15 protein-coding genes and 1 pseudogene are annotated in these 13002 nt (G+C 67.2%); 7 read left to right on the plus strand and 9 right to left on the minus strand.

The genetic code is table 11. The features are described 5' to 3' along the window. Positions 1 to 294 (minus strand): annotated as a pseudogene (locus J7U46_RS16065) (transposase); the annotation flags it as partial. 64 nt (positions 295 to 358) lie between these two features. Between J7U46_RS16065 and J7U46_RS16070 the strand changes: the two are divergent. Both J7U46_RS16070 and J7U46_RS16075 read left to right on the plus strand, forming a co-directional pair. Further along, positions 359 to 613, plus strand: coding sequence for a hypothetical protein (locus tag J7U46_RS16070; RefSeq protein WP_282827627.1), 255 nt, complete (start codon positions 359 to 361; stop codon positions 611 to 613). Positions 614 to 711: 98 nt separating this feature from the next. Next, a complete protein-coding gene (locus J7U46_RS16075; RefSeq protein ID WP_282827629.1) occupies positions 712 to 1191 on the plus strand; it encodes an ASCH domain-containing protein in 480 nt (159 codons plus the stop codon). 9 nt (positions 1192 to 1200) lie between these two features. On the opposite strand, the gene J7U46_RS16080 is transcribed toward J7U46_RS16075, so the two are convergent. Then, the gene (locus J7U46_RS16080) at positions 1201 to 1665 is read right to left on the minus strand and encodes a hypothetical protein (RefSeq protein ID WP_282827631.1); all 465 of its coding nucleotides are present in this window, start codon (positions 1663 to 1665) and stop codon (positions 1201 to 1203) included. 108 nt (positions 1666 to 1773) lie between these two features. On the opposite strand from J7U46_RS16080, the gene J7U46_RS16085 reads away from it, so the two are divergent. Together J7U46_RS16085 and J7U46_RS16090 are read left to right on the plus strand one after the other, a co-directional pair. Next, complete coding sequence (locus J7U46_RS16085; protein WP_282827633.1) at positions 1774 to 2262, plus strand: hypothetical protein; 489 nt, start codon at positions 1774 to 1776, stop codon at positions 2260 to 2262. Positions 2263 to 2422: 160 nt separating this feature from the next. Next, entirely contained in the window at positions 2423 to 2770 is a 348-nt protein-coding gene (locus tag J7U46_RS16090; protein ID WP_282827635.1) for a hypothetical protein, read from the plus strand. Between the two features lie 36 nt (positions 2771 to 2806). Here J7U46_RS16090 and J7U46_RS16095 read toward each other — a convergent pair whose 3' ends face one another. The 5 genes from J7U46_RS16095 to J7U46_RS16115 form a co-directional block, all read right to left on the minus strand. After that, entirely contained in the window at positions 2807 to 3928 is a 1122-nt protein-coding gene (locus tag J7U46_RS16095) for an MBL fold metallo-hydrolase (RefSeq protein ID WP_282828204.1), read from the minus strand. Positions 3929 to 3949: 21 nt separating this feature from the next. Next, positions 3950 to 4378 (minus strand): DUF6691 family protein, encoded by a 429-nt coding sequence (locus J7U46_RS16100; RefSeq protein ID WP_282827638.1) that lies wholly within the window; start codon positions 4376 to 4378, stop codon positions 3950 to 3952. 13 nt (positions 4379 to 4391) lie between these two features. Next, the gene (locus J7U46_RS16105; RefSeq protein ID WP_282827640.1) at positions 4392 to 4832 is read right to left on the minus strand and encodes a YeeE/YedE family protein; all 441 of its coding nucleotides are present in this window, start codon (positions 4830 to 4832) and stop codon (positions 4392 to 4394) included. A gap of 73 nt (positions 4833 to 4905) precedes the next feature. Next, entirely contained in the window at positions 4906 to 5790 is an 885-nt protein-coding gene (locus J7U46_RS16110) for an alpha/beta hydrolase (protein WP_282827642.1), read from the minus strand. Then, positions 5787 to 6566 carry a transporter substrate-binding domain-containing protein gene (locus tag J7U46_RS16115; protein ID WP_282827645.1) on the minus strand — a complete coding sequence of 260 codons (780 nt, stop codon included), beginning with the start codon at positions 6564 to 6566 and terminating at the stop codon, positions 5787 to 5789. The genes J7U46_RS16110 and J7U46_RS16115 overlap by 4 nt, the downstream gene beginning before the upstream one ends. A 57-nt stretch (positions 6567 to 6623) precedes the next feature. On the opposite strand from J7U46_RS16115, the gene J7U46_RS16120 reads away from it, so the two are divergent. After that, positions 6624 to 7169, plus strand: a complete 546-nt coding sequence (locus J7U46_RS16120) for a histidine phosphatase family protein (protein ID WP_282827647.1) — start codon at positions 6624 to 6626, stop codon at positions 7167 to 7169. A 5-nt stretch (positions 7170 to 7174) separates the two neighbouring features. Here J7U46_RS16120 and J7U46_RS16125 read toward each other — a convergent pair whose 3' ends face one another. After that, a complete protein-coding gene (locus J7U46_RS16125; protein WP_282827649.1) occupies positions 7175 to 8965 on the minus strand; it encodes an ABC transporter substrate-binding protein in 1791 nt (596 codons plus the stop codon). Positions 8966 to 8967: 2 nt separating this feature from the next. Next, on the minus strand, positions 8968 to 10782 hold the full coding sequence (locus J7U46_RS16130; RefSeq protein ID WP_282827652.1) for an ABC transporter substrate-binding protein: 1815 nt from the start codon (positions 10780 to 10782) through the stop codon (positions 8968 to 8970). Between the two features lie 227 nt (positions 10783 to 11009). On the opposite strand from J7U46_RS16130, the gene J7U46_RS16135 reads away from it, so the two are divergent. Both J7U46_RS16135 and J7U46_RS16140 read left to right on the plus strand, forming a co-directional pair. Continuing rightward, positions 11010 to 11948, plus strand: a complete 939-nt coding sequence (locus J7U46_RS16135; protein WP_282827654.1) for an ABC transporter permease — start codon at positions 11010 to 11012, stop codon at positions 11946 to 11948. 5 nt (positions 11949 to 11953) lie between these two features. Beyond that, positions 11954 to 13000 carry an ABC transporter permease gene (locus tag J7U46_RS16140; RefSeq protein ID WP_282827657.1) on the plus strand — a complete coding sequence of 349 codons (1047 nt, stop codon included), beginning with the start codon at positions 11954 to 11956 and terminating at the stop codon, positions 12998 to 13000. Positions 13001 to 13002: the final 2 nt, after the last annotated feature.

Below are 13002 nucleotides of genomic sequence, written 5' to 3' on the forward strand. Positions count from 1 at the left end.
CGATGAACGCGTACTTCACCCGGACTGCTTGGCAAAGTACGCTGCGGCCTTTTTTAGGATGTCGCGCTCCTCGGTCACGCGCTTAAGCTCGGCCTTCAAGCGGCGCAGCTCGTCGGTTTGCGATAGCTGGGCCTGACGCTCGCCAGCCGGCGTTCTGCGAGCCTTGATCCACTCGTACAGGCTGTGCTGGCTCACGCCAAGCCTGGCCGCCACATCGGACACCTTGTGCCCGCGCTCGGTGATCTGCTTGACCGCTTCGGTCTTGAACTCTTCGGGGTATCTCTGCTTATTCATGGCACCTCCTATTGGGCCTCAGGTTTGAGGCTCAGAGGTGTCTAGAAATCCCGGGGCGATTCACATGGAGGCCGAGGGCGTCACACCACTGGACGGCACGCCGACACCGGTGAAATCAAATTTCGAGGCCGATATCTCCGCAACCATCATGCCGAGGCCTGATGTTTTGATCATGCAATTGGGCAAGAACGGTATTCCCGCTTCGACCCGAATCTATGCCGTCCAAGCCGACGGTGCATCGATGATTGAAACAGTCGCCCACTTTGATTCGAGTGGTCGCCCGGTCCTGCGCAAGAACTACTTCTCCCGCGTCCGTTGAGAGTGCAGCCGCCTGACCAGTCGCTCGAGCCAAGTCGCATCGATAGGTCGATTGAAAGTGCTCATGATCAACGTTAGCCATCCGCAACATCATCGCCAATGACTCCTGTGGTTCAACAGTTCTGGGATGCGTTCAAGGCTACGCAGACGGACGACGTCGAGGATCGCTTCTTCGAGGTCTGCGTTTTTGATGACAACGAGCCGAGTGCCAATCACTTGGCTGAGTTGGTCGTCCGTGGCATCAAGAGAGCCACCGCCGGCCTTGTCTGGTCTTTTGAGGCAGGGGATCAGGTCGTTCCAAAGCCAGGTGATCTCAGCGTAGTCACAACCTGGGATGGTCAGCCGAAATGCGTGATCGAGACAACCCAGGTCGACATCACACCGTTCTCCGAAGTGACCGCGGAGTTTGCGGCCGTCGAAGGGGAAGGTGATGGTTCGCTCCAGTACTGGCGCGAGGCCCACGCGGCCTACTACGCAAGAGAGTGCGTCCGCATTGGCCGGGTTCCGGGCCCCTCAATGCCAGTTGCGTGTGAGCGGTTCAAGGTTGTCTATTGCCCTTCCATCGACAATGCTGCGTGACCAGTCAAGTCAATCGAGCCGACTCGCGTCGGCAAGCCGCCGCTCGCGGCTCAGCTTCAAGGTCAGGCATCGATGAAACGCGCGTTCGGCACATTCCTGTCGCGCCTCCTGTATGGCGGCACCCAACTTACGGACCCCGAGTACCAGGTCCTGTGTCTGCTGGTGCAAGCTCTCCCCGACGGACTTCGAAACGTGGTCGAGTTGCAGTTCGCTCAGTACGACCTTGTTCAGCGAGAGCTTGATGGACGGGCGTTGAACTTCTACTGCAAGAGCAGATCGGCGAAGTTGCCGCTGCTCGCGCTGCGGGCAGAGCAGTGCCCGCTTGTCCGTATCGTGGTCCAGACTCGGGGTGAACTGAAGGCGGTTCACGCCGTGCTTGCTGCGGTCAACGGGCGTGCCTTTTGTGTGTCCATGAGCGAGCGAATTGATCGGGTGGGGCATCTTGCCGAAGCCGAAGTCATTGGGGTTGTCCAATCTTGGCGCTCAAATGTGGCGGGCAAGGAATCGCCGCCCATTCAGTCGATCGAGCCGGCTTGCGCCGCCTAGCAGCGGGATGCTTGGTTTAATTGTTAGGCATTTCAAGTGCGACCGATAGAGAGAGTCATCGCGCTCTGGAGAACGCAGTTCCTTTCAGATGAGGAGGTTGTCGCCTGGGCGGATCGCCAGATCCTGAAATCCGACTGTGCGTCGCAGGAGCTGATCGACTTGTCGTTGTATGGACCTGCTCAATGCCTCCGCAGGTCCGATTCAGACTTCGCCGCCGCCTTGACGCCACTGCCGTACAGCACTGAGTTTGCGCTTCGGGCCTCTGCGTTGCCGATGTCGTCGGCTGAAAGCGTCCTGGCCTTCTGCAAGTGGTGTGCTCGCTCCGCGATGGGCGAGGAGCTCGCAATCCCTGAGGTCTCGTTCGGCTATCACGTCGACCATCTTCTCCACGACTGCTATCTTGAAGAAGAAGCGATCGGGTACGCCCGCAGCAAGCTGCCGGAGCTGCTTTCCGTTTGTTCGGCGGCAGTGGCGCCGTTCCTGGAAGTTCTGCTTGAAGTCAACTTTCAAGTGCAGCACCGCTAGTGCCGAGAGCGCGCTTCCCTCGGGGCCTTAGGCTCGTCAGGCGATGCCTCCTCAGCGCGCATGACGCGGACGCGCCTTGTCGACGCTATCTTTTGACCCACTTCCTGCGGCTTGGACGCAGGGCGAACGGTCATTGCGAGAGGGAAGAGGAGGTCCGCCCATGAGCCCAGAACAAGCACGCCAGCTGGTGGCCAGCCTGGCCGATGGCCTAGACCCGGACAGCGGAGAGCTGCTGGACGACGACCATCTGCTCAACCGTCCGCGGGTGCTGCGCGCCCTGCTCATGGCCGCCCAGGCCCTGGAGGACAAGCTGCAGGCCAGGGCCCGGCTGCGCGCGGCGCCCGCCAAGGCCGGTCTGCCCTGGAGCGAGGCCGAGGACCAGCAGCTGGGCAGCGAGTTCGACCAAGGCCTCAGCCTGGTCGAGCTGATGAAGGCGCACCAGCGCAGCCGGGGCGCGATCAGTGCGCGCCTGCTTCGCCTGGGGCGCGCGCTGCCCGCTCGCGCCTGAACCGGAGCACCGGCCGCGTGGCTGCAGCCGGCGGCCTCAGGACAGCCCGCCTTCCACCGGCAACTGCTCGGCCCGCCATCGCAGCATGCCGCCGGCGAGATTGGCCACGCGCACGAGGCCTGCCTTGCGCAGCAGCACGGTGGCCTGGGCCGAGCGGGCGCCAGAGCGGCAGATGGCCACCAGCGGTTGCTCTGGGTCCAGCTCGGTGATGCGCTGGGCCAGCTCCTGCAGCGGCAGCAGCCGGGCGCCCGGGATATGGCCGAGGGCATCGTTGAACTCGTGGGGCTCGCGCACGTCGAGCAGCTGGACCTGCGGCAGCGGCTTCGTGCCGTCATTCATGCGCTCGGTCACGCGTTCAGCCAGACGTTCGGCCAACACGGCAGGCTGGATTTCCCATATGCCGCTGAAAGTCAGCGTCAGCGGCGCCCAATCTCCCTCGTTGCTTCCTTCCGCCATCGCGCCACCTTCGGGCTGGCCGCAGCGCAGGTTGGCGGGCACGGCGATGTCCATCAGCTTGGGATGGGGCAGGCCCAGGTGGTTCATGTAGCCGGTGAAGTCGCCCTCGTTGACGTCGCCGCCGAGGCGCGGGTTGTAGCGCCGCTCCTCGGCCACGCTGGTGACGGTCAGGCCGCGGTAGTCGTGGCCCGGGTAGAGCAGGCAGGTGGCGGGCAGCGAGAGCAACTGCTCGTGCACCGAGCGATAGAGCAGGCCGGCACTGCCCTGCTGGAAGTCGGTGCGGCCGCAGCCGCGTATCAGCAGGGCGTCGCCGGTGAAGGCCATGCTCTGGTTGTCCAGCACATAGCTCATGCAGCCGCTGGTGTGGCCAGGCGTGGCGCGTGCCTCCAGGGAGCGGTTGCCGAACGGCACACGGTCGCCGTGGCGCAGCAGGCGGTCGGCGCCGTTCGCGCCAGCGGCTTCCGAAAGCAGGATCTGGCTGCCGCTGCGCGCTTTCAGGAGCCAGGCGCCGGTCACGTGATCGGCATGCACATGGGTGTCCAGCGTGGCCACGAGGCGCAGGCCCAGCTCGCGCAAGAGAGCGAGGTCGCGGCGCTCATGCTCGAACACAGGGTCGATCAGCAGGGCCTCGCCCGAGTCGCTGTCGCCGAGCAGGTAGGTGTAGGTGGAGGAGGTCGGATCGAAGAGTTGGCGGAAGATCAGCATGGCAAAACTCCAAGCGCCTCAGGGGCGCGGCTTGGCAATCAAGAGGTCGTGCAACAGCATGCCGGCCCCCATCGCGGGCACGAAGACCAGGGCCGGGCCGTAGCCGGCGCTGAAGGCCACCAGGGCCGGCCCCGGGCAGAAGCCGGCAAGGCCCCAGCCGACGCCGAACAGCAGGCCGCCGCCGAGCAGGCGGCCGTCGATGGCACTGGCCGTGGGCAGCTCGATGGCCTCACCGCTCCAGGCCCGCGTGCGGCGCCGCGCCGCAGCGAACGCGAACAGGCCGACGGCGATCGCGCCGCCCATCACCAGGGCGAGGCTGGGATCCCAGGCGCCGGTCACGTCGAGGAAGCCCTTGACCTTGGCCGGGTTGCTCATGCCGCTCGCGATCAAGCCGAGGCCAAACAGCAGGCCGCTGGCGAAGGCGAGGGACAGTTTCTTGAAAGACATGCGGCGCACCTCCTCAGAGCAGGTGCCGCAGCACGTAGACGGTGGCAACACCTGCCCCCATGAAGGCCAGCACATTGGCCAGCGAGCGCGGCGAGAGCCGACTCAGGCCGCAGACGCCATGGCCGCTGGTGCAGCCGTCGCCCATCCGCACGCCCACGCCCACCAGCAGGCCGGCCAGCAGCAGGGCGCCGTTGCCGATGTCGATGCTGGCGGCCGGCAGCGCCGCGAAGCCGCGCCACAACCAGGGCGCCGCGAACAGGCCGGCGATGAAGGGCACACGCAGGCCCTCGCCGCGCAGGCTGCCGGTGCGCAAGGCGCGCAGCGGCCCGGCCACGATGCCGGAGATGCCGGCCACGCGGCCGTTGCCCAGCAGGTAGAGCGCAACGGCGGCGCCGATCAGCAGCCCGCCGAGCAGGGCGTGCCAGGGAGTGAACTGGGTCCAGGCGATGTTCATGGCGCGTGAGGGGGCGGGGTATGGCGCGGCATCTTAGTTCCCGCGACTTGGCCGGCCATCGGTCCCCGCCGCGTCACAAGCCAGCGATGCCCGCCACACCAGCCACGAAGCGCGGCCAGAGCGGCTCGGGCAGGTCGTGGCCCATGCCGTCAATCAGGTCCAGCGTGGCGCCAGCGATGCGGCGCTGCAGATCGGGCGCGGCGGCTGGCGGCACCAGCGGGTCGGCCTTGCCGTGGATGATGTGGGTGGGCGCGCGGATCTGGCTGATCAGCTTGGCGCGCTGGCTGTCGGCCACGACGGCCGCGAGCTGGCGGGCCACGCCGCGCGGATGGTGGCTGCGCTGCACATGGGCCTCCACGCGTGCGCGCAGCTCGGCCGGCGCCGCTGGGAAGGCCGGGCTGCCGATCAGCCGGTAGATGCCCTGCATGTGGTCGATCACGCAGGCTAGGTCGTCGGGCCGGGCCGGGCGCGACAGCAGAGCGGCGCGCAGCTTCATCGAGGGGCCGGGCAGGCGGCGCGAGCCGCTGCTGGTCATCATCAGGCTGAGGCTCTTGATGCGGTCCGGCGCGATCAAGGCCAGGTGTTGGGCGATCATGCCGCCCATCGAGGCGCCGAGCACATGGGCCTCGCGCAGCTGCAGCGCATCGAGCAGGCCGAGGGCATCGACTGCCATGTCGCGCAGCGTGTAGGCCGGCTGAGGCGTGGGCAGGTGCAGCGCATAGAGCATGGCGGCGAGGCCGAGGTTGGGCAGGCCCTGCTCGTCGAGGTGGCTGGACAGGCCGATGTCGCGGTTGTCGAATCGGATCACCCGGAAGCCCCGCGCGATCAGCTGTTGCACCAGACCCTCGGGCCAGGCGATCAGCTGCATACCGAGGCCCATGATCATCAAGAGCGGCGGGCCCTTGCGCGGGCCCTCGTCGAGCACTTCGAACTGCAGGCCGTTGCTGGAGATTTTCATGGGCGCGGTTCCGGGGCCCCGGGCTGGGCCAGCTTGACGAGGGGCAGGTAGGCGGAGGTGATGCGTTCCAGCACGCCCTCGCGGCGGATGCGCGCGAGGCCCGCATTGAACTGCTCGCAGAGCTGCGCATCCTGGAATGCGACGCGGTAGGCCACCGGCTTGAACAGGGAGATGAAGTCCACCGCGAAAGGCCGCTCCTTGAAGCGACTCTCCTGCAGGCGCTTCAGCTGGTGTTCGAAGATGTGGCGCTCGGCCACGATCACATCGGCCTGGCCGCCGAACAGCATGCGCAGCTGGGAGAGCTGGTCGGCCTGCTCCACATAGCGCGGATTGCCCTTGACCACGGCGGCGAACTCGGGCCCCAGGTGATGGCTGGCCAGCTGGTAGGCCACCACGCGCAGCTCGGCGAGATCAGCGAGGCGCAGGCCCTTGGGATACCGGCCCTTGGGTGCAATCACGAAGTCCTGGTAGTGGATGTAGACCTCGGAAAAGCAGGCATCCGGCCCGTCCTGCGGCGACAGCGTGGCCGCTGCCTCCACATCGCCATTGCGCAGCGCAATCATCTTGCGGGCCGAGGGCATGAAGACCGGCCTGATCGTGTAGCCCACGGCCTGCAGCGCGGCGCGGATGATGTCGATCTCGACACCGGTGCCGTCCTGCGCATCGGCAAATGGGGCGACCGACTGACCGAAGGCCACGCGCAGCTCGGCGGCTTGCGCTGGCGGCTGCACCAGCAGCAGCGACAGCCCCGTCAGCAGTGCGAACAAACCCCGCATGGCCACCCCCTGAGCCGCGAGCATACTCGGCGCCTGCATCGTTGTGAGGAGCTGTCGATGAGGATTATTCAGGCCGCTGCGGCCATCGCCACCCTGGCCCTGGCCGCCCTGCCCGCGCTGGCCGCGCCTCAGCTGATCGTGCTCGCACGCCATGCCGAGCGCGCCGAGGATGGGACCAAGGACCCCGCCATATCGGCCGTCGGCCAGGCCCGCGCCCTGGCCCTCGCAGAGGCGCTGAAGAGCGCCGGCATCGAGCAGGTGTTCACCACGCATTACCGCCGCACGCAGCAGACGGCCGCGCCGCTCTTGGCCGCCCGCAAGCTGCAGCCCACGGTGATCACCATCCGACCCGGCGAGATGCAGGCCCACCTGCAGGAAGTGGCGGCCGCCGTGAACAAGCTGGACGGCGCTGTGCTGATCGTGGGCCACAGCAACACGCTGGCGCCGCTGGTGAAGCTGCTGGGCGGGCCGGAGGTCAAGCAAGTCTGTGAGAGCTCGTTCAGCCACCTGTTCCTGCTGACGCCTGGTGGCGAAGGCCGACGCCTGGTGCAGGCCCGCTATGGCGCGGCCGACCTGGCGCCCGAGAGCCCGGACTGCCAGTGATTTTTCTAGTGCGGTAGCACGTCGACGAACTGCCAGAAGTCGTAACGGAACAGCGGCCGCCGGTAGCCGTAGACCCAGGGCTGCAGCAGGTCCGGGATGATGCGGTGCACCTGCGCCTTGACCGGCATGTAGGCCACCTGCAGGCGCTTGGCCTCGCGGAACAGGGCCTCGCGCTCGGGGCCGTCGGGCAGCAGCTGCAGCTGCTCGTAGATCCGGTCGAAGGCCGGCAGCTTGAAGCGCGACATGTTGCGGGCACCGATCTGCCGGCTGTACATGCGCTGGATGGCGTAGGCGCCATCGGCCTGCAGCGAGGTGTCCGAGAGGAACCACATCGCCAGCTTGCCGGCACGCGCCGACTTCAGGTTCTCCGGCCACTTGGCCGGGCTGAAGCGCACGCGCAGGTGCAGGCGCTCGAACGTGCGCTTCCACAGCTCGTCGTAGGAGCGGCTCAGGGTGTCGGGCTGGGTGGCGAACTCGACCACCAGCGGCTTGCCGTCGGGCAGCTCGCGCCAGCCGTCGCCGTCCACGTCCTTGTAGCCGTAGGTGTCGAGCAGGGCATTGGCGCGGGCCGGGTCGTAGTCGGCCATCTCGCTCTTGTAGTGCGCGTCGTAGCCGCTGGTGTGCGGCATCACGAGGGACTGGGCCGGGATGGCCTGGCCGCGCCGCTGCAAATGGATCTCGCGGTCCACGTCCCAGGCCAGCGAGATCGCGCGGCGCAGCGCCACCTTCTCGGGCGTGTAGCCGCCGACCACCGGGTCGTCGAGGTTGAAGAAGGTGAACACCGTGTCGGCCGCCAGCGTGCGCGTCAGCTGGATGCCGCGCTTGGCCAGGTTGGGCGCCAGCTTGCCGTGCGGCAGGGCCACGTTGACGAACTCGGGCGGCACGCGGTCAGCGAGGTCCTGCTCGCCGTTGAGGAAGCTGAGCCAGCGCGGCTGCGACTCCTCGATGATGGAGATCTCTACCCGGTCGATCATCGGAATCCGGCGGCCGCGCAGCTTGGCGGCGATGGCCTGGCCTTCGGCATCGTCAGCGGCCGGCTCGCTCTCGTAGACGCGCTCGCGGTAGCCCGGATTGCGCTCCAGCACGATCTGCGAGCTGCGCCGCCAGCTCGTCAGGCGGAACGGCCCCGTGCCCACCGGGTGGGCCATGATGTCGGCGCCGTAATGCTCCACCACCTCGCGCGCCAGCGCACCCATGCGCTCGCTCTGCGCCAGCGCCTGCACCAGGCGCGGACGGGGCTGGTCCAGGCGAATCTCGAGGGTGTAGCGGTCCAGCGCGTGCAGGCCCTCGATGGGGCGGTCGTAGTCGAAGGGCTTCTTCAGCTGCTGGGCCTGGGTGCGCAGCTCGCGCAGGCCCACGATGCCCAGCTCCTCGATGGCCGCCCAGTTGGGGCTCTTGACCGCCGGGTCGGCCATGCGCTTCCAGCTGTAGACGTAGTCCGCCGCCGTGAGTTCGCGGCGCTGGCCTTTGAACACGGCGTCGTCGGCGAAGAAGATGCCGGGCCGGATCTTCAGCCGCCAGCTGCGGAAGTCGGCGTTGGACTCGGGCAGGGCTTCAGCCGTCACCGGCACGATGCGCGGCGGCACGGCCAGCGGGTCGTAGCCGCAGGGCGCCTCGAAGATATGGGCCACCACCGTCTGCGAATAGAGGTCGGTCAGCTGCGACGGGTCGAAGCCGGTCTCGGCCGACTGGAAGGCGTAGCGCAGCACCTTGGGAGTGTCGGTCGCCGCCGCTGATTCACCGACCAGGGGGGCGGCGAGCGCGGCCTGCAACAGGGTGCGGCGGTTCAGCGTCATCGTCAGGAGTCCTTGGGCAGGCGCGCGAGGTCGATGTCCACGTACTGCCAGAAGTTGCGCACGAACAGATTGCGGTTGTAGCCGATGACCCAGGGCTGCGCCATGTCGGTGTAGATGCGGTGCACATGGACCTTGTAGGGCATGTAGGCCACCATCAGGCGCTGGGCCTCGCGCATGGCAGCCTGGCGCTCGGGGCCGTCCGGCAGCTCGGCAATGCGCTCGAACAGGCGGTCGTAGGTCGGCAGCTTGAAGCGCGCGTGGTTGGACTGGCCGGCGTTGCGGCTGTAGCCCATGCCGAGGAAGTCGTCGCCGTCCGGGATGTTGGCGCTCCAGCCCAGGCCCCACATCATCAGCTTGCCGGCACGCGAGGCTTTCTGGTTTTCGGGCCACTGGGCGATCGTGAACTTGATGCGGATGCCGAGCGCATCCATGTTCTTCTGCCACAGCTCCACGAGCGCGCGGCTCTGGCCATCGGGCTGGGTGGCGTACTCGAGCAGCAGCGGGCTGCCGTCGGGCTGGTCGCGCCAGCCGTCGCCGTCCTTGTCCACATAGCCGTGCATGTCGAGCAGGGCGCGGGCCTTGGCGCGGTTGAACTCGCTCATCTCGGTCTTGAGCAGCGGGTCGTAGCCGAAGGTGTTGGGGCCGACCATGCCCTGGCCCGGGATGGCCTGGCCGCGCCGGGCGAGCCGGATCTCCTGGTCCAGGTCCACACCCAGCGAGATCGCACGGCGCAGCGCCACCTTCTCGGGCGTGTAGCCGCCCACCACCGGATGCTCCATGCCGAAGTAGGAGACGTAAATGTCGGCCCGCGCGTAGCGGATCATCTGTATGCCCTGCTTGGCCAGGTTGGGCGCGAGCTGGTTGTGCGGCATGGCGACGCTGGCGTATTCCGGCGGCACCTCGTCGATCATGTCGACCTCGCCGCCCACGAAGCTGAGCCAGCGCGGCTGGTTCTCCTGGATCACCGAGATCTCGACGCGGTCCACCAGCGGCAGGCGGCGGCCCTTGAGCTTGGCCGCCTGCTCGACCATGCGGGCATCGCCGGCCGGCGGCTGCTCGTCGTAGTAGACCTCGCGGTAGTTCGGGTTCTTCTCGAACACCATGCGCGAACTGCGGCGCCATTCCTTCAGCACCCAGGGGCCGGTGCCGACCGGGTGCTCCATGATCTTGTCGCCATAGCGCTCCACCACCTCGCGGGCCATGCCGGCCATCAGCGGGTCGGCGAACTGGTAGAGCAGGCGCGGGTTGCCGACCTTGGTGCGGATGCGCAGCGTGTAGCGGTCCAGCAGCTGCAGGCCCTCGACCGGGCGGTCGTAGTCGAAGGGCTTCTTGGTCTTGAGCGCTTCCTGCCGCAGCTCCGAGAGGCCGAGGATGCCGGACGGCTCCAGCGCATACAGCGTGGGGCTCTTCCAGCGCGGGTCGAAATGGCGGCGGATCGTGTAGGCGTAGTCGGCCGCCGTCAGCTCGCGCTTCTTGCCGCCGAAGGCCGGATCGTCGGCAAAGAAGATGCCGGGCTTGAAGCGGAAGGTCAGGGTCTTGAAGTCGCTGGCCACCTCGGGCATGGCCGCCGCCGTGGCGGGCTTGAGCTTGTAGGGGCGGGCGAGGAAGTCGTACTGCAGCGGCGTCTCGAACAGGCCGGAGGCCACGGTGCGCGAATACAGGTCGTTGATCTGCACGGGGTCGAAGCCCGACTCGGCATTGCGGATCGCGTAGCGCAGGACCTTCTGCGGCGCCGGCTCGGCAGCGGCTCCGCCGGCACCGAGCAGCGCAAGTGCGACGCAGGCCAGGCCCGGGTGGAAGAGCAGCGGGAGCTTCATCGAGGGGTCGCCCAACGGGGGTGCAGCAAAGAAGCGCGCAGTCTAAGTCTGGCACCCTTCGCCAGTTCGGCATGGGCTCTTGCCAGTTCTGCATAAGGGGCGCGCGCAACGCCCTTTCTACGGGTGAACCCCGAGGCTCGCTGGTCTAGACTGCGCCCCAATTCACAGCGGGCCCGGCCGGGGCCCGTTTGTTTTCGTTCAGACGCTCAACCGACCGACGAGGCACTATGGCCGCATACCTGATACGGCGCCTGTTGCAGATGATCCCGACGCTGCTCGGTGTCGTGCTGCTGGTGTTCTTCCTGTTCAAGTTCTTTGGCAGCGATCCGGCCGAGGTGCTGGGCGGCATGAACGCGAGCAACGAGCAGATCGAGGCGATCCGCGAGCAGCTGGGCCTGAACAAGCCGGTCTGGGAACAGCTGCGCATCTACCTCGGCCAGATCCTCACGTTCGACTGGGGCAAGAGCTGGGCCACCGGCGAGTCGGTCGCCAACCTGTTCAAGACGCGCCTGCCGGCCACGCTGACCGTGACCCTGCCCATCCTCTTCCTGGAAGTCGTGCTGGCGATTCCGTTCGCCATGGCCGTGGCCTACCGCCGTGGCAGCCTGACCGACCGCTCGGTGATGACGGTGGCCACGGTGGCGCTGTCGGTCTCGTTGCTGGTCTACGTGATCCTGGCGCAGTACTTCTTCGCCTTCCGCCTCGGCTGGTTCCCGGTGCAGGGCTGGAGCGACAGCTTCTGGACCAACCTCACGACCTATGCGCCGCTGCCCATCCTGATCGTGGTGGCGGTGGCGCTGGCGCCGCAGATCCGGCTCTACCGCAGCTTCTTCCTCGACGAGATCGGCCACGACTACGTGCGCACCGCCCGCGCCAAGGGTCTGGCCGAGCGCACGGTGCTGCTCAAGCATGTGCTGCGCAACGCGCTGATCCCCATCCTCACCAACATCACCGTGCTGGTGCCCGGCGTGCTGGTGGGCAGCTTCCTGATCGAGGTGTTCTTCTCCATCCCCGGCCTCGGCCGCGAGATCCTGCTGGCGGTGAACCGCAGCGACTACCCGGTGATCCAGGCCTTCGCCATCTATTTGTCGATGCTGACCATGAGCGTGAATCTCTTGACCGACCTGCTTTACCGCGCTGTCGATCCCCGGGTGGTCCTCAAATGAGCGGCGTGGCGAACAACAACGAACGCGTGGAACGCGAAGAGCGTGCCCGAGGCGTCTGGCACGCCGCCTGGCGGCGCCTGCGCGCCGACCGCGTGGGCCTCGTGGCCATGGCCGTGGTGGCCTGCTTCCTGATCCTGGTGGGGGCCACGGCGGCCGGCTGGGTGGCGGCAGACTGGCAGCACGAGAAGGGCGTGGCCAATGCGCCGCCCACGCTCCTGGGCCCGGCGCCGCCGGAGCCGACCGGCGTGGTCGAGGTGCCCAAGGGCGCGAACGTGGACCTGAGCGACATCGACCCGCTGGCCCCGCGCTACAAGGAATGGGCCGAGCGCGCCGCGCAGTTCAAGACCGCCGATGTGGTCAAGGCCGAGACCCTGCCCTTTGGCGGCGACCGCCTGGGCCGCGACGTGCTGACCAAGGTGGTCAAGGGCGCCGAGGTGTCCATCGTCGTGGGCTTGCTCGCGGCCCTGGTGGCCACGGCCATCGGCACGCTGATGGGCTCGATCTCGGGCTTCTTCGGCGGCCGTGTCGGCGACTTCATGGAGTGGGTCTACAACGTCTTCACCGCGATGCCCAACATCCTGCTGATCTTCTCGTTCGCGGTGATCTTCGGGCGCGGCATCGGCTCGGTGGTGATGATCCTCGGGCTCACCGGTTGGACCGGCACCTACCGTCTGGTGCGGGCCGAGTTCATCAAGCATCGCGGTCGCGAGTACGTGCGGGCGGCCGAGGCGATTGGCGCGTCCAAGGCCTCGCGCATGTTCAAGCACATCCTGCCCAATGTCTCGCATGTGGCCCTGGTGCAGCTGTCGCTGAACGTGGTGAGCTTCCTGAAGAGCGAGGTCATCCTGTCCTACCTGGGCCTTGGCGTCAGCGTGGACCAGGTGTCCTGGGGCACGATGCTGTCCGAAGCCCAGGGCGAGCTGATCCTTGGCTACTGGTGGCAGCTGGTGGCTGTGGCTGGCTGCATGGCCGTGTTCGTCACCGCCTTCGCACTGTTCACCGATGCGCTGCGTGATGCGCTGGATCCCAAGTTGCGCGGCCTGGAGGCTTGACG

Source organism: Pelomonas sp. V22 (assembly GCF_030014915.1).
Lineage (GTDB): Bacteria > Pseudomonadota > Gammaproteobacteria > Burkholderiales > Burkholderiaceae_C > JAUASW01.